Origin of the sequence: Paenibacillus sp. FSL H3-0321, from assembly GCF_038002865.1 — a bacterium.
Taxonomy (GTDB): Bacteria; Bacillota; Bacilli; order Paenibacillales; family Paenibacillaceae; genus Paenibacillus_AQ.
The window spans coordinates 130,303-151,799 of record NZ_JBBODH010000001.1 but is presented as its reverse complement, the minus strand read 5'-3'; the positions used below and the strand labels follow the sequence as shown (position 1 = coordinate 151,799).

General features: G+C 45.2%; 22 protein-coding genes and 1 pseudogene. 5 read left to right on the top strand and 18 right to left on the bottom strand.

Annotated elements, in window-relative coordinates; all coding sequences use genetic code 11:
* Nucleotide 1: 1 nt before the first annotated feature.
* Nucleotides 2–772, bottom strand: a complete 771-nt coding sequence (locus MHI45_RS00640) for a Gfo/Idh/MocA family oxidoreductase (protein WP_076111899.1) — start codon at nt 770–772, stop codon at nt 2–4.
* 144 nt (nt 773–916) lie between these two features.
* Here MHI45_RS00640 and MHI45_RS00635 point away from each other — a divergent pair, with 144 nt between their 5' ends.
* Nucleotides 917–1,783 (top strand): MurR/RpiR family transcriptional regulator, encoded by an 867-nt coding sequence (locus MHI45_RS00635; RefSeq protein WP_076111901.1) that lies wholly within the window; start codon nt 917–919, stop codon nt 1,781–1,783.
* Here MHI45_RS00635 and MHI45_RS00630 read toward each other — a convergent pair.
* A complete protein-coding gene (locus MHI45_RS00630; RefSeq protein WP_076111903.1) occupies nt 1,778–2,185 on the bottom strand; it encodes a MerR family transcriptional regulator in 408 nt (135 codons plus the stop codon). The genes MHI45_RS00635 and MHI45_RS00630 overlap by 6 nt on opposite strands.
* Nucleotides 2,186–2,315: 130 nt before the next feature.
* Between MHI45_RS00630 and MHI45_RS00625 the strand changes: the two genes are divergently transcribed.
* On the top strand, nt 2,316–3,167 hold the full coding sequence (locus MHI45_RS00625; protein ID WP_076111904.1) for an aldo/keto reductase: 852 nt from the start codon (nt 2,316–2,318) through the stop codon (nt 3,165–3,167).
* A gap of 103 nt (nt 3,168–3,270) precedes the next feature.
* Here MHI45_RS00625 and MHI45_RS00620 read toward each other — a convergent pair whose 3' ends face one another.
* The 3 genes and pseudogenes from MHI45_RS00620 to MHI45_RS00610 form a co-directional block, all read right to left on the bottom strand.
* Nucleotides 3,271–3,687, bottom strand: a complete 417-nt coding sequence (locus tag MHI45_RS00620; RefSeq protein ID WP_218642528.1) for a MerR family transcriptional regulator — start codon at nt 3,685–3,687, stop codon at nt 3,271–3,273.
* Between the two features lie 28 nt (nt 3,688–3,715).
* Entirely contained in the window at nt 3,716–5,074 is a 1,359-nt protein-coding gene (locus MHI45_RS00615) for an MATE family efflux transporter (RefSeq protein WP_076111906.1), read from the bottom strand.
* Nucleotides 5,075–5,151: 77 nt separating this feature from the next.
* Nucleotides 5,152–5,712 (bottom strand): annotated as a pseudogene (locus MHI45_RS00610) (alcohol dehydrogenase catalytic domain-containing protein).
* Between the two features lie 511 nt (nt 5,713–6,223).
* On the opposite strand from MHI45_RS00610, the gene MHI45_RS00605 reads away from it, so the two are divergent.
* A complete protein-coding gene (locus MHI45_RS00605) occupies nt 6,224–6,772 on the top strand; it encodes a TetR/AcrR family transcriptional regulator (protein WP_076111907.1) in 549 nt (182 codons plus the stop codon).
* Nucleotides 6,773–7,130: 358 nt separating this feature from the next.
* Here the strand turns inward: MHI45_RS00605 and MHI45_RS00600 are convergent, their stop codons facing one another.
* The 3 genes from MHI45_RS00600 to MHI45_RS00590 are packed head-to-tail and all read right to left on the bottom strand — an operon-like array spanning nt 7,131 to nt 9,992.
* A complete protein-coding gene (locus tag MHI45_RS00600) occupies nt 7,131–8,006 on the bottom strand; it encodes a sugar phosphate isomerase/epimerase family protein (RefSeq protein ID WP_076111909.1) in 876 nt (291 codons plus the stop codon).
* Nucleotides 8,007–8,047: 41 nt separating this feature from the next.
* Nucleotides 8,048–8,905, bottom strand: a complete 858-nt coding sequence (locus MHI45_RS00595; RefSeq protein ID WP_076111911.1) for a sugar phosphate isomerase/epimerase family protein — start codon at nt 8,903–8,905, stop codon at nt 8,048–8,050.
* A 28-nt stretch (nt 8,906–8,933) separates the two neighbouring features.
* Nucleotides 8,934–9,992 carry a Gfo/Idh/MocA family protein gene (locus tag MHI45_RS00590; RefSeq protein WP_076111913.1) on the bottom strand — a complete coding sequence of 353 codons (1,059 nt, stop codon included), beginning with the start codon at nt 9,990–9,992 and terminating at the stop codon, nt 8,934–8,936.
* Between the two features lie 83 nt (nt 9,993–10,075).
* Here MHI45_RS00590 and MHI45_RS00585 point away from each other — a divergent pair, with 83 nt between their 5' ends.
* Nucleotides 10,076–10,924 carry an AraC family transcriptional regulator gene (locus MHI45_RS00585; RefSeq protein WP_038591894.1) on the top strand — a complete coding sequence of 283 codons (849 nt, stop codon included), beginning with the start codon at nt 10,076–10,078 and terminating at the stop codon, nt 10,922–10,924.
* Between the two features lie 19 nt (nt 10,925–10,943).
* Here the strand turns inward: MHI45_RS00585 and MHI45_RS00580 are convergent, their stop codons facing one another.
* A complete protein-coding gene (locus tag MHI45_RS00580) occupies nt 10,944–11,576 on the bottom strand; it encodes a type 1 glutamine amidotransferase family protein (RefSeq protein WP_076111914.1) in 633 nt (210 codons plus the stop codon).
* A gap of 127 nt (nt 11,577–11,703) precedes the next feature.
* Nucleotides 11,704–11,916, bottom strand: coding sequence for a hypothetical protein (locus tag MHI45_RS00575; RefSeq protein WP_256718158.1), 213 nt, complete (start codon nt 11,914–11,916; stop codon nt 11,704–11,706).
* A 166-nt stretch (nt 11,917–12,082) separates the two neighbouring features.
* On the opposite strand from MHI45_RS00575, the gene MHI45_RS00570 reads away from it, so the two are divergent.
* A complete protein-coding gene (locus tag MHI45_RS00570) occupies nt 12,083–12,796 on the top strand; it encodes a YwiC-like family protein (protein ID WP_083675723.1) in 714 nt (237 codons plus the stop codon).
* A 75-nt stretch (nt 12,797–12,871) separates the two neighbouring features.
* Here MHI45_RS00570 and ilvB read toward each other — a convergent pair whose 3' ends face one another.
* The 8 genes from ilvB to MHI45_RS00530 form a co-directional block, all read right to left on the bottom strand.
* Nucleotides 12,872–14,548 (bottom strand): biosynthetic-type acetolactate synthase large subunit, encoded by a 1,677-nt coding sequence (gene ilvB, locus MHI45_RS00565; protein ID WP_179091785.1) that lies wholly within the window; start codon nt 14,546–14,548, stop codon nt 12,872–12,874.
* Nucleotides 14,549–14,581: 33 nt separating this feature from the next.
* Complete coding sequence (gene moaA / locus MHI45_RS00560) at nt 14,582–15,598, bottom strand: GTP 3',8-cyclase MoaA (RefSeq protein ID WP_076111919.1); 1,017 nt, start codon at nt 15,596–15,598, stop codon at nt 14,582–14,584.
* A gap of 24 nt (nt 15,599–15,622) precedes the next feature.
* Nucleotides 15,623–16,867, bottom strand: a complete 1,245-nt coding sequence (locus tag MHI45_RS00555) for a molybdopterin molybdotransferase MoeA (RefSeq protein ID WP_144024368.1) — start codon at nt 16,865–16,867, stop codon at nt 15,623–15,625.
* A 47-nt stretch (nt 16,868–16,914) separates the two neighbouring features.
* Nucleotides 16,915–18,405, bottom strand: coding sequence for an MFS transporter (locus MHI45_RS00550; protein ID WP_076111922.1), 1,491 nt, complete (start codon nt 18,403–18,405; stop codon nt 16,915–16,917).
* Nucleotides 18,406–18,741: 336 nt separating this feature from the next.
* Nucleotides 18,742–19,269 carry a hemerythrin domain-containing protein gene (locus MHI45_RS00545; protein ID WP_076111923.1) on the bottom strand — a complete coding sequence of 176 codons (528 nt, stop codon included), beginning with the start codon at nt 19,267–19,269 and terminating at the stop codon, nt 18,742–18,744.
* Nucleotides 19,270–19,293: 24 nt separating this feature from the next.
* A complete protein-coding gene (locus MHI45_RS00540; RefSeq protein ID WP_038591872.1) occupies nt 19,294–19,941 on the bottom strand; it encodes a response regulator in 648 nt (215 codons plus the stop codon).
* A 7-nt stretch (nt 19,942–19,948) separates the two neighbouring features.
* Nucleotides 19,949–21,001, bottom strand: coding sequence for a sensor histidine kinase (locus MHI45_RS00535; protein WP_076111925.1), 1,053 nt, complete (start codon nt 20,999–21,001; stop codon nt 19,949–19,951).
* 11 nt (nt 21,002–21,012) lie between these two features.
* Nucleotides 21,013–21,471, bottom strand: coding sequence for a GAF domain-containing protein (locus MHI45_RS00530; RefSeq protein WP_076111926.1), 459 nt, complete (start codon nt 21,469–21,471; stop codon nt 21,013–21,015).
* Nucleotides 21,472–21,497: the final 26 nt, after the last annotated feature.

Sequence of the window (21,497 nt, the reverse complement as noted above, 5' to 3'; positions counted from 1 at the left end):
TCTAGCTGCACCCCTCTATCCCATTCTCGATGATCTCCATAACGGCAATCGTTTCTTCATCCTTTATTGTCTTATCTTTGCCCTGCATGATAGCTTGATATATATCGTCATATACCTTGAGTGTAGAATAATAGAAATCCAGATCAAAGTAATCATTCATCCTGCCGGTTCCCAGCAGTTGACGAACATCGTAATGTATATATTCCGGTTCCCCAAAGTAGGCTAAGACCTGATCAATGGTGTGAACTCCATGTCCGTATAAGTAACTGTTATTTTTGGAGTAATGCGTAACTGAATTCGGGGTCTCCGGGCGATAATAATCGTAATGCATCTCCACCTCCAGCAAATCACCCAGTTTGCCTGATTCGATAACCTTCTTGGTCGTGAGGAAGTCCGAGTCGTAACGTCTATTCTGATAACATTGGAGTACCAGATTTTTCTCTTTAGCGTATTGGAAGATGGACACTGCTTCTTCTTTGGTTGGCATAAATGGTTTTTCGACAAGCACATTCTTCCCGTGGTCAAGCGCCATTTTGGCATAAGCATAATGCGAATCAATATGTGTACAGATCACAATCAACTGAATCTCTTCATCGTTCATTAACATTTCAAGTTCATCGGTGTAAAGGATGCCATGCGCCTTCTCCCAATCTCCTTTATCTGGGTTACGGGCGTAGATCGTCTTCACCTTCAAATTTTCCCGGTTTAATGAAAAAGGCAGATGATAACGGTTCGTGCTTTTGCCATTCCCGATATATCCGATCGTAAGCATATAAATTCCCCCTCAGGTCTTTTTCATTTATTATAGAAGAACTCAGTCTAGCGTAAAGGATCAGCCGGCAAAACGGTACATTCCACCAATTCCTTGGTTAGATCCCGGTTTTTTTTGAACAAAATGTTTATAGGAGTGAATCTGTTGAAAATATTGACCCAATTATCGGAAATGCATAACTTTACACCAAACGAAAAAAGTATCGCTGCCTATATTCTGATGCATAAAGAAAGCATACTACATTTAAATATTCAGGAGCTTGCAAAGGCTACTTATACGTCGCATTCAGCGGTCAATCGCTTAACCCATAAACTTGGGCTGTCCGGATTTAAAGAGTTCATCATTAAACTTGCCCGGGAATTCCAGCAATATACCCAGAACATTTCCAGCGTCGACCCTAATTATCCGTTTAGTGATGAGGAATCTCCACTTCAAGTGGCGAAAGAAATCGCTGAATTGATGAAGGAAACGATCGACAAAACCTTTGCCTACATGGATGATGATTTGCTGTCCCAAACAGCCATGATGCTGGACCAAGCCAAAAGGATCTTTATCTATGCCTTGGGCGATTCTCAAATCCGCGCGAAGAGTTTTCAGAATAAAATGATTAAAATCAACAAATATGTAGTGATCGCTACTGAGCTGTACGAATGGGCGTATCATACTGTTAATTTGACGGAAGCGGATTGCGCGATTTTCTTGACTTACCACGGAAAGTCACCGATTTATGTAAGGGCTGCTCAGCACTTCAGACGTGAACAGATCCCTTTTATCACCATCACAGCTACCAGTCAAAGTGAACTGGCAAAACTCAGTACGCTCTGTATTCAAGTGCCTAATGACGAAGTAAAACATGCCAAGATCGGAACCTTTTCCTCGCAAATAGCATTTGAATACGTCCTTAACGTGATATACTCCTGTATCTATAAAATTTCTTATTCAATAAACAGGGAATCCGCAGTCCAATCGCTGAAAAGCAGCTACGTTAATGAAATGATGAATGATTTATAATGCCACCGTCTTCCATTTCCCGGGATTCGTGTCATCCGGTATCAAATGCTTAATAATGTCATGATAGTGGTTTGCTTTGTCTTCCATATATTTGGCTCTTCGTTTCGCTTCTTCCAGCTGTTCCATTGCAGCGGCTTTATATTTCACAATGATCTGATAACGTTCTTGAATGGTAGAATCCCCTACCAGGCACAGATCTACATAGGTCTTGATGTCTCCTAATGACATCCCGGATTGTTTAAGATATTTTATACCAGTTAACCAATTTAAGGACTCTTCATCAAAAAGACGGTTGTTGTTTTTATCACGCTGCACATTTGGAACTAATCCCTTATCTGAATAGTAACGGACGGTATGTTCGGTCAGATCCAGCAGCACCGCTACTTCTTTCACTGTATACATTTATAATCTCTCCCCGGAAAAAATAGTTTAAATCTTCGAAAACGATTGACTTCGTGTTACTCGAAGGGGGTAGGCTTATATTAGCCAGTCGTCGTGCTGGAGTTATAAATTGATAATTTGGAGGACTCATATGCAAACAGTAATGTTGAACAATGGTGTGGAGATGCCGATACTCGGCTTTGGCGTGTATCAAATCCAGGATGCTAATGAATGTGAACAAAGTGTTTATGACGCGCTTATGGCAGGCTATCGCCTGATAGATACCGCTGCCGCCTATCAGAATGAGCAAGCTGTTGGCAAAGCCATCAAACGCAGCGGAGTGCCTAGAGAAGAAATCTTTATTACAACAAAACTCTGGATTCAGGATGCCGGTTACGAAAGCACTAAGAAGGCATTTGCTAAATCACTGGAAAGATTGCAGTTAGATGTTCTGGATCTTTATTTAATCCATCAGCCGTTTGGTGACGTATATGGTTCTTGGCGTGCTATGGAAGAATTGTATCGTGAAGGTAAGATCAAAGCAATCGGAGTCAGCAACTTCCAAATGGACCGCCTGACTGATTTGATGGTTCATCATGAAGTAACTCCTGCCGTAAACCAGATTGAAACGCATCCCTTCTGCCAGCAAATCGAAAGCGGCAGCTTTATGAAAGACAACAATGTTCAGATCGAATCCTGGGGGCCTTTCGCTGAAGGCAGAAATAACATGTTCCAGAATGAAGTATTAGTATCACTGGCTGAAAAGTATAATAAATCCGTTGCTCAGGTAATTTTACGCTGGTTGACACAAAGAGACGTTGTTGTGATTCCAAAGTCTGTCCATAAAGAAAGAATCGTCGAAAACTTCAACATCTTTGACTTTGAAATAAGTCCAGAAGATATGGAGTCCATTGCTTCGTTAGATACGAAGAAGAGCGTGTTCTTTTCTCATAACGACCCTGAAATCGTGAAAGGTCTCGCTAACGTTAAACTTGATATATAATGCTCATTACAGCAGCGAAAAGTTAATCAACAAAAGCGAACCAGCAGCTCTGTAGCTGCCGGTTCGCTTTTTATTACGCCTTAAAGGGATCGTACATAGGTGTTTAATCCGAGATTTCGTTATCAGACTGCTCAGCAGATCTTCTTAGTGTTTTTTCTCTTTTTCCTATAGTTTGCTCATACCTTGAAATCTTAGAATCCAGGCGTTCCAGCGTTTTTTTCATGACTTCCATTCTTATGGCGAGCTGCTTGCGTTCCTCGATTAATAGATCTTTTCTAGCCTCGGCGGATTCATCACCCCGGTTAAACAAATCGACATATTCAATCAATACTTCAATCGAGAGACCGGCATGTCGCATACAAATGATAAACTCAACCCATTTGCAGTCTTCTTCCGTATAATCTCTGTTACCGCTTTTGTTGCGATTCACATGAGGAATCAGCCCAATCCGTTCATAATAACGGAGTGTATCCTGAGAAACATCAAATTTCTCTGCAACCTGTTTAATGGCCAACGCCATATTCCCTTCACCTCCCGTTTCGCATCAACTATTGAATTGCATGAAACTTCGTCCATTTCCCACTTATATAGCGTCGCAGGAAAATGATTGACTTGATAATCCAGTCTATAAACATTGCAATCCATGTGCCGAACATTCCCATTTCGAAATAGATGCCCAGCAGATAGGCTAAGGCGATCCGGCAGAAAAACATGGACAACATCGCAACAATCATCGGAAATTTGGCATCCCCTGAGGCACGGAAGGTGACGGGTAAAGTGTAACCCAGCGGCCAAATGAAAAGGGCAACAACTCCATGCCACCATACGATTTGTGTGGTGAGTGAGGTTGCCGACTCCGATAATCCATAAATATTTAATATGACCGGGAGTAAAGCAAGCACGATTGCACAGCTGAACACATGTGCAACATACACAATACCCATAACCTTTTTAGTGTAGTATTTAGCCTGCTCATAATCTCCTGCGCCCACACATCTGGAGATCACTACTGTTAAACCAAGACCAATCGCCATACCCGGCAGCACTTCAAACATAACAATAGTACCTGACACCGCGTTTGCGGCAATGGCTGCCGTACCAAAGGAGGCGACAAGACTGAGCACAATAATTCTTCCCAAATAGAACAAACCATTTTCCAGTCCATAGGGAGCGCCAATGTTTAAAATTTGTTTGATCATGAGCCAGTTGAATTTATGTTTTAAGCTTTTCTTTATATAGATGGATTGTTTTGTGTTAAAAGCCAGTGTAATAATAATAACTGCTGCTGCAATCCGCGAGATCAGGGTCGGTATAGCCACACCCGCAGTCCCAAAGTGAAACCCGTAAATAAGTACTGCATTCCCCGCCGCATGTGCTATGTTCATAGCCAGCATGATCTTCATGGGCAGTTTGGAATTCCCCATCGTACGGAATATCGCTGCTCCGGCATTATATAACGCAAGAAACGGAATAGACAAGGCTGTAATCATCAGGTAAGTATTTGCTTCCCTCCGCACTTCAGTTGTAATCTGTCCAAAAAGACCATTTAAGATAAACGGCTTGATCAGATACACAATGACCATGATGAGGATGGAAAAAGTACCGACAAACCATACCAGTTGATTCGCAGCTTCCCTTGATTCTTCCATTTGCTTCCTGCCCATATACTGTCCTACTATAACTGCACCACCGGTAGCCAGGGCTGCGAACAAGCTAATAAGCAAAGCCATGACAAAATCCACTAAAGACACGCCGGAAACGGCTGCTTCACTTACAGAGGCTACCATGATGGAATCCGCTAATCCCACCAGAAATTCTAAAAACTGCTCTATAATAAGGGGCAAAAACAATATGGATAAATCCCGGTTTGTAAATAACCTTTTTGTTACTAAAGCTTGCTGTGCCAATTAAAGTCCTCCAACCTATAGAAGTGGCTAACCCTGCCTCATCAAGCCAGAACACAGATGCCGGTACGCCATAGCAGTTACAAGGTAGACATGTCGATGACAAAACGATAACGCACATCACTGCGGACAACACGTTCAAAGGCTTCGTCTACTTGGTCAGCAGAAATGACCTCGATTTTTGGAGCAATGCCATGCTCTGCAGAGAAATCGAGCATTTCTTGCGACCTCCCATACCCACAATATCAACCTTTTTGCCTAGGCCGGCGTTCTCCTTTTTCAAAGGAGAGTAAGTGGTGATGCCAGCACATAATAGCGGGCTTGCTACATCCAAAGCCAGGCTGTCGGGGATACGAATAACGAAGTCTTCTTTGACCACAATGTTTTGGCTGTATCCGCCATAGGTCACATTACCATCGTAATCATATGAATTGTACGACTCCGGCCATTTCATGACCGGGGACCATCGGGAAGATTCCGCCGCCCCATTCATCGAAAGCATTATGAATGTCGGAATGGCAAGTGCCTCAAAATTGAATGTCTATTAAAATGTCATTGGGCCGCAGTTCTCTTCGCTCAATCGTTGTTTTTTCAAAAGGTGCTTTTGCACTTGCGATACTTAGTACATGGGTTCTACACATGTTTTCTCCACTCCTTAGTATCTGATATAACTTCTATAAATATTGAATTCCAACACATTAATGTATCCTTGTTTATTATTATACAAGACGTTATGTTACTTACAATTGTTAATTGAACTCAATTTGTATATTAGTAGACATACGGGTCAAAATTGTTAATTATCTTTCGTTGTTTCTATATAAGTTGAACTTTAGATTTACCGATCCGGCATAGAGCGCAACTGCGGTGAATGTTTGGACTTCCGGCCGCTGCTTTTGCCTCCAGGTAGTTCTTTTGTTCAACTTTTATAGTTAAATGCCTGCTCCGGCTTACCTAGACTGATCGACAATACCTCCTCTATTTTTTATTAGCTATAGCTACATAGAGGAGTTTACCCTCTGGAGTTAACTCCAAGTCAACACCCATTTTTCACAAGTATGATAACCCTTGTTATATTAATGTACAATTGTCTATAATTATAACTAGGTTTAGCTATTAGTTATTATCTTAAGAAAGTCTGGTGACCATAAGATGGCTAAAATAGATCGGAGAATACTCAAGACGCAAGAAGCTTTAAAGAAAGCCATTATTGAACTAATGTCTGAAAAGAATTTTGATGATATCACCTTACAGGATCTATCCGACAGAGCAAATATCAGCCGGGGAACGTTCTATCTTCATTACATGGATAAATACGATTTGCTGGACAAACTCATAGAGACCCATATTAACGAGCTGCGGGAGCGGTGTGAAGCAGCCGCTGATCTGGATTTTGTAAGCGGTTCGTTGATCTGGACGGAATACCTCGAAGACAATTACTCCTTTTTTTCAATGATGCTGGCAAGTAAAGGAGCCCCATATTTTCGCAACCGGTTCGTAGACTTTCTGGTTGAAGAGTTTCGTAATGAGGTGGATGTGACGAAAGGTAAAAACCAGGGGTTAAATGCAGACCTTACTGTTACATTTGTGGCCTCGGCTTATGTAGGCGTAGTGGAATGGTGGTTTTCGAATGAAATGCCGATCTCACATCAAGCATTAGCTGAACAATTGGGAACATTGCTGGAGCGAATCTGCGAATAGTTCTAATTGCTATATAGATTGAACTTAATATCCTTCTATTTTGGGATTGGCCGTGACTACAGACAAAAAAACTTGAAGTCATGGGCGATGTTGGTATAGAAATTGATACTAAAGGTCGTGTACATCAAAATTGGAAAAATTTCAAGGCTGACGGTGGCTGGGATTTAGCCGAAGGTGTGTTCACTTGGAATCCTAAAACAAATAAGTATATCGATTCTGGAGAATTGGTTCTTCGATAAAAAATCGAGCGATTCATTTACTAGGTTGCCAAATCTAAACGCGGAACAACAAAAAGAGGCAAGTCTCCACTATTCAGAGACTCGCCTTTTTTGGTTGTATTCATCACTGCCCTATTTCTTTAACGATATCGCCGGATAAAATCAATCGCTTTGGCAATATCAGCTTCCGGCTGATCGCCCACTTCACGTTCAATGGTCAAATACCCGGTGTAGCCAATATCCTGGAGCGCTTTGAAATAGTTATCAAAATCCACATGGCCTTCCCCTAAAGCCAGTTCCCGATAGCTTGCGCCAGATGCAGCATCTTCGGCAATACGGTCGTGACTCATCGGCTCATAGCCTAACGCTCCATAGACTTCACGGGGATCTACCTCCCGCAGGCGGATGCCATCCTTCACATGCGTATGAACAATGTAATCTTTCAGATTGTGCACTCCTTGAACTGGATCGTCACCCGTTACCATGACCATGTTGGCAGGGTCAAAATTGACAGAAACGCCATTCGTGCTCAGCGAATTGAGAAATTGCTTTAAATGTGCAGATTTTTCCGGTCCAGTCTCAATTGCAAAATAGGCATCCAAGCTCTTGGCATAGACACCAAGCTCTTCACACGCACGCTGCATCGTATCATAGACTGGATCATTCACCTGATTCGGAACAATACCAATATGTGTGGTAACAATCTGTGTTCCCAGATCAACGGCTAAATCAAGAATGCGCTTCGATTTCTCAATTTTCGCCGAATTTACCTTCGCATCTTGAAAGCCATGGCCTGCCAGATCACCACACAATGCTGAAATTCGCAGACCTAGGGATTCGATATAACTCTTCAATTCCTTTCGGTCTCGCGGGGACAGATTCTCAGGGTCCATCTCACCTTCAACTGCATAAATTTGTACACCATCTGCCCCCAGCTCTTTAGCTTTCGCCAGTCCATCCCGCAAGTTAAGACGCAGACTATCGACCATTATACCAATCGGGTTTGCCAAATTCATTATTAAGCCTCCTCTTTATTGGGTTCTGATCTCATCGCAGATTAACTTTCGTTCCAAAGCCTTCTCACATTATCAAGACCTATCCGGGTTCCCCGTTTACATTCCTCAAGCCCTTCAAATTCCAGTGAAATATATCCGTCATATCCTGACGCTTTAACCACACGAAGCACTTCACGCATATCAATATCTCCATGGCCTGCGATTGCACCTCTTAAAAAATTACCGCTTGCCGTTTGGAACCAGCCCTCCCCGGGATTCTGATACGAAGGTCTCCAATAGAAATCCTTTACATGCACCACAGAAGCATATGCAATATTGTTCTTCACGGCAACCACAGAGTTCTCGTCCACGCACATGAAATTGCCCACATCCAGCGTTGTACGGAAATTTGTCCGATTCACCCGCTGAATTAATGCTTGTACCCGGTCACTGGCTTGTATAAAATAGCCATGATTCTCCACGCTGGTTACTATACCGTACTGTGCTGCATAATCGGCAATACGCCCGCAGGCTTCTGCCAGGCGGTCCAATTGACGATGAAAGTTGCCGATCGAAGTATCGCTGCTGCTTGCAACATCATGGCGCATACGAGTTACACCCAGTCTTGCGGCAACGTCGACTTCACCCATTACCCGCTTAATTTCCAGCTCAAAGGCTTCTTGGGAGTCTGTTTCAAAATTGGCGCCGATGGCATAGTTGGACACATCTATGTTTCGCGACTTTGCCTTTTCTCGAATAGCGTCCGCCAAGTCAGGATTACCAGTCAATTCGAATCCAATAGGTACAATTTCAATATGCTCGCCGCCTTGGTCGGCAATCCAATCAATTACACCCAAAATATCCATTTCACCCGATTCCAACTCATTTACCAAGCTATATGAACTGATTCCCAGCTTCATGGTTTCACCCTCTTTTCCTGAAATTCTATTAGAGCTGAACTTCTTGTCCGTTGTTCGCAGACTCATAGATACCGCACAATATCTTCATGATTTGCAAGCCATCTTCTACCGGACTGATCGGTGTTTCTCCAGATTGCAGGCAGTCCAGAAAGTGATTCACTTCATTACAAAATGCTTCCGGCACATTTATGGATTTGCTGTCTGTTTGCGGAGCTACATTCAGAATGGTGTCATATTTTTCAGTAATCATGGTCAATTCAGGTTCAATTTCCACTCCGCCCTTATCACCGTATAAACGAATAGCAAGCTCATCCGACTTCGCATGAAGGGTAAAGCTGACATCAACCATAAGCGATGCTCCATTCTCGAAACGGATTAATGCATTTGCCATATCTTCCACTCCATTGGTGCTTGGATCATAATCGGCTGCCTGATAAAAGGATAAGTTCTTCACATTCGCGCGGTTGCCTAATTTGTGATACGTGTTGCCGCTAACCGAAACGGGCTTTGGACGCCCCATCATATACCAGCACAAATCGATAACATGGACTCCGAGATCAATTAATGGGCCGCCCCCGGAACGTTCAACATCTGCAAACCAGCCACCCGGATTACCAAGTCTACGGATACAAGTAGCTTTAGCATAATAGATTTCACCCAGTTCATCTTTCTCAATGAAGTTCTTTACAAGCTGCGCATTGGCGTCGTAACGGCGTACAAATCCGACCTGCAACAACTTGCCCGTCTCACGTACAGCATCCTGGATGGCATTCGCTTCTTCAACGCTGCGGCATAAAGGTTTCTCCACTAACACATGCTTACCGGCACGCAGGGCTGCAATACTGATCTCTGCATGACTGTTGTTCCACGTACAAATGCTGACCGCTTCCACTTCGGGATTAGCTATTAAATCATGATAATCTGTATACACGTTCGGAATATTGTACTGCTTCGCTTTATCTTCTGCCCGTTGCTGATTCAAGTCACATATAGCATATAGTTCTGCATGTTCATTCCCCTGATAGGCTTGCAAGTGCAAGTCGGAGATGGACCCCGCTCCGATCAGTCCAATTTTCTTTTTACTCATGCCGCATGAACCCTCCTATATATTGGTCATATTTTATTATACAATTAAGATAACATGACTCTTCTGGAGGTAGAATAACCATCATGACCACCTACATGGACTATACAATCAGTTCTAAGCCTATACGCATTATTGATCGCACGACAGATGAAAGTAAGCTGCAGCTAAAATCATTATCGATCGTCAATGTCGGGCACCTCCCCAACCGGTCGCTGTATAGAACCCAAGCCCAATTCCAATATTATGCTTTCGTTTACATTGCAGGCGGCAAGGGCACGTATCAGGTTAACAACAAAGAAAAGCAGCCTGTTCATAAAGGTTCTTTTTTTGTCTTTTTTCCAGATGCCACCTTTGACTATGGACCCGACCCGCAAGAGACTTGGGATGAATTCTATTTCACAGTAGAAGGATCGCGAACTGCGGAGTGGCTCTCTACCTGGTTAACCGAACCTTACCGCGTTCGCCAGACAGGACTCGATGATGCACAGCAGAGCAAAATTGATCGAATCTTCATGTTGATGGAAAGCGGCATTCCAAGCAATCTGGACCGGGCTTCCTTACTCCTTGAATCCCTTTTGTACGAATTTGTACAAAGCAGCCAGCCCAATACCGATTCGACCGACTACATCACCAAGCTCATGGATGATATTGCGGCATCTCTGCATCAAAGTTTTGATGCTGATGCATTTTGCGAACGCTACCACATTTCGATATCCACGCTCCGGCGTATCATTCAGAAACATACCGGGTACTCACTTAATAAGTACATTCACCGTCTCAAAATTTCCGAAGCCAAAAATATACTGCTGAATACAGATCGATCGATTAAAGATACTGCCGTTTCCCTTGGATACAATGATGTTTTTTACTTTTCGCGGCTATTCAAAAAATATGTAGGTGTTTCCCCCCAACATTTTCGCAATAACGTATAATCACATGTTGATTGCACGCTTACAAGGATATTGAATTCATTAACTGGAAAAAGTATTCAGGTTGTTGCGTCTTATTGAGGTTGTACCATGAATGCAACGTATCTGGTGTAAATACATCTAATTGCTTCAGTACCTCCATCGCAAATTCCAGAGGAGCTACCCCTGAGGCTGTAACCAAATTCTCACCAGATACGGCAGGTCCTATCTCATAGAATTTTTCTCCTTTATAATTGGGACAGACCATTTTAAGATACTCTAAGTTATTACTTGTGTGCGTTCTAGAATCTAGATATCCATTGTTCGCCAGCCCCTCAGTTGCCCCACAAATTGCAGCAACAATAGTGCCTATCTGTAAAGCTTGGCCAACTTTTTTCAAGACAGGCAGGTGAATATCTTCTCTCCAAGTATTCCCTCCGGGTAAAACTAAAAGATCTTTACTCTGAATTGTACACTCATCAATGGAAATATCCGGTTTTATGTTCAGTCCTCCCATCGTAGTAACCATCTCTTTATTAGCACCTACCGTAACTACTTTTAAAGGCGCTAAATTTTTTTTGAAATATCTGCCTGTGTTTAGTTCAGCAATTAAATATCCGTATTCCCAGTCTGACATTGTATTAAATACATAAAGATAAGCTTTTTGAGTTTGCATTCTATAACACTCCAATCACATTTGATAAGCCTATTATAATTAAACTTCCCTGACAGCTATCGTCAGGGAAGTTTAACAAGCAATATAAAAAAGCGCGTATCAGGTTAACCTGCACGCGCTTGATTCATTAATTATTGTCTTCCAGCTCATCCGGCACATCGTATTTATTGATATGTGAGGTCATAGCTACAACGGCTTCGTCGATCCCCTTTGGGGCAGACACACTACGGACTACATCGTCCGTTTGATCGTGAAAGTTCAACTGGTCCGCTTCAATAGCGTTCTGTTTAATTTCTTTTTCCTTCATGCTCCACAGCACTCCCTTCTTCTTCCACTTCATGAGCAGCGTTCTTCTTTACTATGTACAAGGTAAATGACTGTTATTCATACATTATTATCGATACTTAGTGTCTCAAGTCACTCTAACAACATAGATAAGGACGTATAGTTAAGTAGTGTGGCAACCTAAGGTTGCCGTTTATTTTCAGGAAGGAGGTTTTGTTCTCATGAGGAAGTACATACCCAACCAGCACGGGGCTTGGGCGATGCTTATCCTTCCATTTCTGTTCGGAGTCGCTTCATCGAAAGGACAATTTATACATATTCCCCTGTTTGTTTGCTGGCTTCTGATCTATTTGTTCAGCTTCCCATTGCTGCAATGGGTAAAGACAGGGAAATTGGAGCGTTACCTCCAGCCCATGCGGGTTTACGGGATTCTGCTTCTGCCCTTTATCCTATATCTGGTGTTGGCTGAACCTAAGCTGTTAGGATTTGTTCTGCCGCTTGTTCCCCTGTTCGCTGTTAATCTGTATTATGCAAAAACCAAAAATGAACGTGCCTTGCTTAATGATATTTGCGCTATATTGGCATTTTGCCTGATCATTTATCCTGTCTTTTATGTCGGCAAAGGAGAAAGCTGGGGAGCCGCGACAGAGCTGTTCCTGCTCAGCGTGCTCTATTTTATCGGGACCGCCTTGTATGTCAAAACGATTATTCGTGAACGAAACAACATCCGCTTCTATTATGGATCTGTTCTGTATCATTTGCTGTTTGCAGTAGCTGGTCTGCTGCTATTCCTTACATTGCTTGCTCCACTTGTTATCCTGCTGCTGCGGGCAGCCATTCTCCCCAAGACAGGGATCACCGCCAAGCGTACCGGAATGATTGAAATAGGTTTTTCCCTTATGTTGTATGTGTCTGTGCTTGTCTTGTACTTCTAGTGGTTGGCAGCAAAAAAAAGGATGTTCCTCTACGGTGATTCGATAGAGAAACATCCTTTTTGAATTGTTCTGATGTTATTCAACAATCATGTCCTGATTGCTGGACCCCGGAGGTACGATGGGATATACATTCGTTTCCTCGGTAATATCGAACTCCATGACGACAAGTCCGTCCGTATGGAGAGCAAGATCAATAATATGCTCGGCATCGGCAAGATTATCGGCCCGGAGCCCCTGGGCGCCAAAGGATTTGGCCAAAGCTACGAAATCGGGTGAACTGATGCGTACGGAAGAATAACGGCGGCCAAGAAACAGCTGCTGCCACTGCCTTACCATACCCAGGTAGCCATTTTTGAAGATAGCGACTTTGACGTTCAGGCCCAGATCAACCGCCGTCATCATTTCCTGCATATTCATCTGGATGCTTCCGTCTCCCGTGATGCACACCACTTGGCGGTCAGGAAAAGCAACTGCAGCGCCAATTGCAGCCGGCAAGCCATAACCCATAGTCCCAAGCCCACCGGAGGTCAGGAAAGAGCGGGCCTCCGAGAAATAATAATGTGTGGCCGTCCAGATTTGGTGCTGTCCTACGTCCGTAGAGATGATGGCATCGCCATCCGTTGCATTTTGTATGCACCGTATCACCTCAAACGGAGTCAGCTTATTATCCTGCACCCGCGGTGATTTTGCTGAACGCTTGGACCAAATCTGGATTTGCTGATTCCATACAGCAGGTTCCTGCATATGTATTTTTTCCAACAGTCCGGCAAGCAGATCTGCGCATTCTCCTGTGATAGCAAGATCGACTGCAACGTTCTTATTTAATTCGGAAGTATCAATATCGACTTGGATTTTATAAGAACCCGGCGAGAATGCCTTACGGTTGCCTGTAACACGGTCACTGAAACGAACCCCGAGACATAACACAACGTCCGCACCCTGCAGCGCACGATTGGCTGCGACTGTTCCGTGCATCCCGACCATACCCAGATGCAGGGAATGCCCGGATGGAAAGGCACCCAAACCCATTAGCGTACTGGCTACAGGAAGGTTGAATTGCTCGGCGAACTCTTTTAACAATGCCGGTGTATTACCTGTCATACAGCCTCCACCAATAAGAATAAGCGGGCGTTCAGAACGGTTCAACTGATCAGCTGCGAGTTGGATGTCCAGAGGATCAATAGAATGCTGTGGCTGATAACCCCGGATATATGGCTGGGAATCCTGATTGCCAGATTGTTCCTCCATGTTAAATTCTGCTGCCATTACATTCTTCGGCAAATCAATGAGGACTGGGCCGGGTCGTCCCGTTGTTGCGACATGGAATGCCTCGTTCACAATCTTCGGAAGATCGGCGACCTCCCTGACAATATAGTTGTGCTTGGTGATGGGCATCGTCATACCATAAATATCTACTTCCTGAAAGCTGTCCAGACCTATGAGATCGGTGGAAACCTGGCCTGTCAGGACGATTAACGGAATCGAGTCCATAAACGCTGTAGCAATACCGGTAACCGCATTTGTTGCACCCGGCCCGCTGGTAACAAGCGCCACTCCCGGTCGTCCCGTTGCTCTTGCATATCCATCAGCGGCATGTACCGCTGCCTGCTCATGTCTAACGAGAACATGCTGTATGCTGTCGCAATCATACAACGCATCATACAAAGGTAATACCGCACCGCCGGGGTATCCGAATAGGGTGTCAATTTTCTTCTCTATCAACATCTGAATTAGCAGCTGTGCTCCGTTCATTGGCACAATTCATCTCCCATCGTACTATCAGTCTTAACCTCCAATATAGGACATCCCTATCTTTGATCTATTCCTTACGGTTTGTTCCGTCCGGTCATCAGAATAGCGGTCTGTACGCTGCTCCCAGACGTTCCTAATAGCTTCGAGCAAGCTTTGATCATCCGCACCGCTGCGAATCATCATCCTGAGATCAAAACCGCTTGATGCGAACAGGCAGGTATAAAATTTGCCGTCAGATGACAGCCGCGCGCGCGTGCAGGAAGAACAAAACGACTCGGAAACCGAAGTAATAAAACCAACCTCTGCCTTGCAGCCCTTATAGCGGTAGCGTTGGGCAACTTCACCGAAATAATTGTTGTCGAGTGCTTCCAGCTCGAATGTACTCTGGAGGCGCTCCATGATGTCTTTTTTCGTTACGACTTTTTCAAAGCTCCAGCCATTGTCGTTGCCGACATCCATGAATTCGATGAACCGCAACGTTATATTTCTTTCTTTGAAATAGCGGGCCATCGGCAGAATCTCCGATTCGTTCAGACCTCTTTGCACCACCATGTTCACTTTGACCTCAAAACCTGTTTCTATCGCATGATCAATCTGTTTTAAAATAAAACCAGGTTTGATGCCACGACCGTTCATTCTCCCAAAAAGCTCAGGACTCAGTGCATCCAGGCTAACATTCAATCTGCGTAGTCCCGCCTCGTATAGAGGCTCCGCCTGTTGTCCTAGGAGTACCCCATTGGTCGTCAATCCGATATCTTCTACACCGTTCAAAAAGCCAATCTTGGCAACAAGCTCGGGCAGACCCCGCCTCATCAGCGGTTCACCGCCGGTCAGCCTGATTTTACTTACGCCAAGCGAAACAAACAACCTCGTCAAGCGGTGAATTTCTTCAAATGTCAGCAGTTCACTTGTCGGAAGGAAGGCATAATCTTCACCGTACACTTCTTTTGGCATGCAGTAGGAACACCGGAAATTGCACCGGTCGGTTACAGATATCCGCAAATCGTGGATGGGCCGCCGCAGTTGATCTAGTGGTGGATGTGCATTCATCTGGCATCGTCCCTTTCGATTAGCTTACAGAACCCATTCATCTGTTCCTTCTTCTACGCCTAATAACAATACATCCACTGGATCACCTGCAGCGTAACCTCTTGTCCCGCCCGGCAGCACAATCAGCGAGTTTCCGCGTGCAATCGAAGAAACTGCATTCGATTTATTAAATCCGGCAGGACGCACCGATGTCCGGTCATGAACCGCGCGGATAAACCGGGTAAACGGATTGGCTATCGGGTAATCCTCTGCCAGCAGAGCGGTTGTCCGCGGCAGGTAGGTCTTGTCTGCACCCATCATTTTTAACAGCGCCGGCCTTACAAACAGCTCGAAGCCCGTGAAGCACGCAGACGGATTGCCTGAAAGTCCGAACAAGAAAGCTCCCTCCGAAACCGCCACCGTTGTCACACTGCCGGGACGCATCGCTACCTTATTGAAGAGCACATCCGCACCAATCTGCTCATAAATTTCCGGAAGGTAATCATAGTCTCCGACCGATACGCCCCCCGTTGTGATCAGACAGTCCGTTTCCACTAAAGCTTCCCGCACCGTCAGCAAACATTCTTCAAGTTGATCCGCTGCCGTATCGTACATTTTGTAGGGGATGCCCATCCGTGCGAGCTGCGCTGCAATCATCGGTCCGTTACTGTTGCGGATTTTGCCGGGTTCCAGCGGAGAATGAACGTCCAGCAGTTCTGTTCCCGTTGACAGTATGCCTACCACTGGCCGCCTTGCTACCTGAACTTGCCCATAACCGAATGTGGCTAGCAGCGCTACAGTTCCGGGGTGTATGAAGCTGCCGGCTGGCACAACCGTCTCTCCTGCTCTCATATCTTCACCCTGCAGTGACAGATTTTCCTGAGGGGCAAAAGCTTTCCGGATTGTAAAGGAGTGCTCTGTCACAATCGCTTGTTCAAACATCACAACCGCATCCGCACCAGATGGCAGTGCCGCCCCAGTCATAATACGGACGGCTTGGAAATCGCCTATCGTTACTTTGGATACGTCCCCCGCACCAATATGATCTATTACTTTGAATTTGATCCGACGGTCACGGGATGCACCAGCCGAATCCGCTGACCGAATTGCAAATCCATCGTAGGGGGAACGGTCGAAATGCGGAACATCATGGGTGGCCGCCAGCGGTTCCACCAGTATTCGCCCATAACTTTCGGCTAGCGGCACAGTTTCTGTGCCTGTGCGGCGTGCTCTTTCGACTACCCGGAACACGGCTTCTGCAACCGAAATCGGATTTCTATTGTTTTTCAACTTCATCTGCTCCTAACTTCATGCTGGACTGAACCCGGTTTATCCGGTTACTTCTGTGTGATATCGCTAAACGTGCCCACATAGCGGACATCTTCGCCTGTCTCGTCTTTGACAGCGCTGATATTTAGCCACTGCAAATATTCTTCACCATTTTTGCGTCGGTTCCAGATTTCGCCTTGCCACATCCCCTTCGCCCTGATTTCACTCCACATGCCGTTGTAGAAATCCTTGGATTGGCGGCCTGACTTCAGGATGCTGGGCTGTTTGCCGAGTACTTCTTCTTCGGTGAAGCCCGTGAGCTTCGTAAATGCCGGATTCACGGTTTTTATAAGTCCTGATACATCAGTTACCAGAATCCCCTGTCCGGTCGAGTTGAACACTTCAGAGGTAAGCGCAAGCCGATCCTGATAATACAGCCATACCACCAGCACCAGACTGGCTAGGGCCACCTGCGAGAGCAGCATGAATCCAATGGAATATTGACCTGTGACCGAATAAATCAACGACAGCATAATTGGCGGAAAAAAGCCGCCAAGACCACCCATCATTGACACAATCCCGTTGGCAATTCCTGCCTGCTTATTGAAGTACAAAGGCATCAATTTGAAAATAACACCGTTTCCGATTCCCGCACTTACCGCAATCGCAAGGCAGCCCGCTGTATACAGACCCATGGAAGGCATAAACGCAAGAATGATCGCTGCAACCGTATAGATACTGAATGTGCCAATCAGCAGGAACAAAGGCTGGAATTTGTCGCCGAGCCAGCCACCTACCGGCCGGAAAAAGGTAGCAACTGCAATGAAGCCGGCTGTACGCATGCCTGCATCCACCTTCTCCAGTCCAAAATTGGAGACCAGGAAGTTCGGCAAATAAATCGTGAACGCTACAAAAGACCCGAAGGTAATGAAGTAGAACAGCGAGAACAGCCAGAGCTTCTCATTTTTGGCAACACCTTTGATTTGCTCGATGATTGGTGTTTTCATCTTGGGTTCGTGCCGGTCCCCGAAAAAGAAATTCAACGCAATAAAGATAAGTAAAAGGATCAAGTACATCTTCACTGTCGGTGACCAGCCGATTTGTGCGGCTACGAACGGGGCCGAGAAGGTTGTGACGGCAGTTCCGATATTGCCTATTCCGTAAACCCCGTTTACCAAACCATGTTTTTCTTTAGGAAAATACTTAGGCAGTGAAGTAACCCCTACTGAGAATACAGCCCCGCCGACTCCAAGAAAAGTTCCTCCAATAATTAAATGAGTCATTGTAGAAGCTTCACTAATAAAGTAGACCGGAAACAAGAGCAGAATAAAGCTGGTCATAAAGATAATCCGTGCTCCTAAAATATTTGCATAATAGCCAAGTGGAATTCTTAGAATCGAACCCAGGACAACCGGAATTGCGGTGACCATCGCCAATTTTCCGGGTGGAATGCTGATGTCTTCGGAAATAAAAGGCATCAGGGAGGAAATAATAACCCATACCATAAATCCGAGAATCAAGTTTAATGTTTGTAGCGGCAACTGCATTTTTTTAATCATTCAACTCACCTTTTCGCCATTTATTCTCCTGATTGTCTATCTAGATACGTATTTCCTGATCTCATTGTATCCGCCGATCCCCCTGTTCAGATATAGGGGAGAACCCTTTCCCTGACAGGGTAAACCCTGAAAATAGGCTGGAACGGCTTCGCGGTTGAAATCCGAAGACTGCTTATGTTTTCGAAGCGAGCTATCCTACGGAAAGCTTTCAGCCGGTCGCTATCGCTCCTACAGTTCCCCCTCCGTCACTCCGCTCCCTTTCCTCAAGTTTCAAGTTCAATCTATATAGCTACAAAGCATAAAAAAGCCGCTTCAAGAAGAAGCAGCTTGTGTGTTTCAGGTGATGAGCGTATTTAGTTTCTGGCTTAACCGCTCTTTGTCCAAAGCATTCATCTGATTTTCGGCCATCGGGAATATGACAGCCTCTTCTTTCACAAAGTGCACAGTCAATACTTCAAAAGCTTCACCGGCGTATTTCACAGCATCACGGAGCTCTTCAAGTGACAACAGATCTATCCCGCCACCCGTGTGATGCAGGAAATGGCCGATATATCCGTCAATTTCGCTGTGTTCCTCCTGGATACCAACAAGCGGCCCTTGCTCAAAACCGATATAAGTACCCAGCAGCGGAAAAAAGTGTGTTTCTTCCTTCGCCGTATGCTTCTTCAGCGGACCGGTAAAATCGAGGACCCCTTTACGCAGCTCTTGAAGCCGTGTCCTGCCTTCTTCCACACTTATCGTTTCCTGTTCGAACCAAAGCACGATGGCATGCCATTCTTCCATAAGAAAAGACAGATAACGGTGTTCGTTCTCAAGAATGCGTATGGCGGGTGTTGTAAACTGCAGTTCTGCAAAATCCGGCACGCAAGCATAACCTCCATTCACCGGTTAGAAATCCAGCATTTTTTTCCTTAATGCATATTCAACCAGCTCAGGCCGGCTTTTAAGATTTAATTTCTCCATGATTTTAGCTTTGTGGGCTTCAACTGTTTTGACGGAGATGAACAGCTTCTCAGCAATTTCCTTGTTGCCGTATCCCTTGGCGATGAGCGGTAGAATCTCAAGTTCCCGTTTCGACAACAGTTCGAACAGGTCTTCTGTGCTGACGGTCTTATCCTTTTTGATGAACTCACGGACTAAAGAAGTCGCCATCTTGGGATGGATGTAGGTGCCGCCTTCATAAATGGTCCGAATGGCCAGCAATAGCTCCTCGTCCGGTGCGCTTTTGAGGACATATCCGGAAGCTCCGTTCTTGAGTACATGAAATAAGTATTCCTCATCATCATGCATCGTCAGAATCAGGATTTTGGTATCCGGGTAATCCTCTTTAATCTTGCCTGTCGCAATCAGTCCGCTTTCTCCCGGCGGCATGCTCAGATCCATAATCAGAATATCCGGCCGGAATTTGGCTACCATGGCATAAGCTTCTCTTCCGTCTGCCGCCGCTCCGATCACTTCAATATCATCCTGAAAATTCAGGATCATGGAGAATCCGCTGCGTACTATCGCATGGTCGTCTGCAATGACGATCTTCATCAGAATCTCATTCCTTCCCTTGAGCAAATCCTACAGGAACCTGTAAAAGGATTCTTGTACCTCTGCCAATACCTGAATCTACATTGAAAGTACCGCCTACCAATTCCGCCCGTTCCTGCATGCCAAAGAGGCCAAGTCCGGTTCCGCTAGGTTCGTCCCCCAATTTGAAGCCGGTCCCTTCATCTTCGACCAGGAGCCGCAGGACATCGTCTTTCTCTGTAAGAGAAACTTTGACCGTGTCTACTTGGGCATACTTTAGCGCGTTCAAAACGGCTTCCTGGCAAACCCGGTACATGACGGTCTCGATTTCACTCTCATAGCGCTTCTCTGAAAGCTGAGATTTATATTCTATTACAAGGCCATAGCTTTGTTCCATCCGTTTGAAGTGGGACCGGAATGCAGCTTCCAATCCGAAATCATCGAGTGCCGCAGGTCTAAGCTCTACTGAGAGGTTGCGGATATCATTCAGCAGCCGGGTCATTGATACCTCAGTCTGCTTGACTTTCCTCAGCAGCTGCTCGTCAGATGTCATATACTTGAGCACGCGAAGATCAATGACTGCGCTCATCAACTCCTGGGCAACACTGTCATGCAGCTCGCGGGATATCCGTTTGCGTTCATTCTCCTGCGCTTCTATCACATGTTTCATCATTTTGTTCTGATAAAACTTCTCTTGCGTTTTGAACTGTCTAGTTAAATCCCTCAGCATAAATACCCGGATGCCTTGCTCGTAATCAATGGTATGAAACGTAGCGGCATAAGGAACAATCCCTTTGTCTTTGGTTTCCAGGTAAACTTGATAGGATGTAAAATCCTCGGAGTCCGGTGTAATGAAATAACAGTTAAGGCAGGTGCGCAGTTCCGTTTCACTGGTATACCCCCGGCAAGTTCCACAAAGAGCCTGGGGATTTCCCTGATAAAGCTGCTTCAAGATATCCTTGTCTACGATATTCTCTGCAGCCGGATTCATTGCCAGGGCTTTCCCTTCCCGGTCAAAAAAGAACATGGCCTCCATGCTGTTCTCAAACAGCTTCGTCATTAACAGATTCGGCAGATCCATTCCGGGTACCCTCAACTCAGCAACAATTCCTTCCCGTTCAAATCTCCAATACCTTTACGCGCAACTGTCTCCAAGGCGTGCAGCATTTCTTCGGTTACCTGCTCTTCTCCCCTGAATCCTCCAAGCAGTACACCTGCGACGCGGGCATCGTTCCATATGGGTACAGCGCCAATGCTGTTCAAATTCTCCATCTTGGTAATAGGATAGTTAAACAATGTATCAGGCTGCACATGTTTCTGTACTGAAGAGAGTGAAAACGGTTTTCCGGTCTTGAACACGATTCCCGCAATTCCTCTTCCCGATTGCAGCACAATCCGTTTGAAACGGTCATTCGTATTACCGGAGGCGTATTTCCATCGGATCACATAGTCATATTCTGCTGGTTCAGCAAGGGCCATTGACATGAAATCATAACCTAAAGCCTTGCGGATCTGATCTAGCTCCTTTTGGTAATTCACCGTATTTGTCATCGTTCTCTCTCCTATTGAACAGGGAA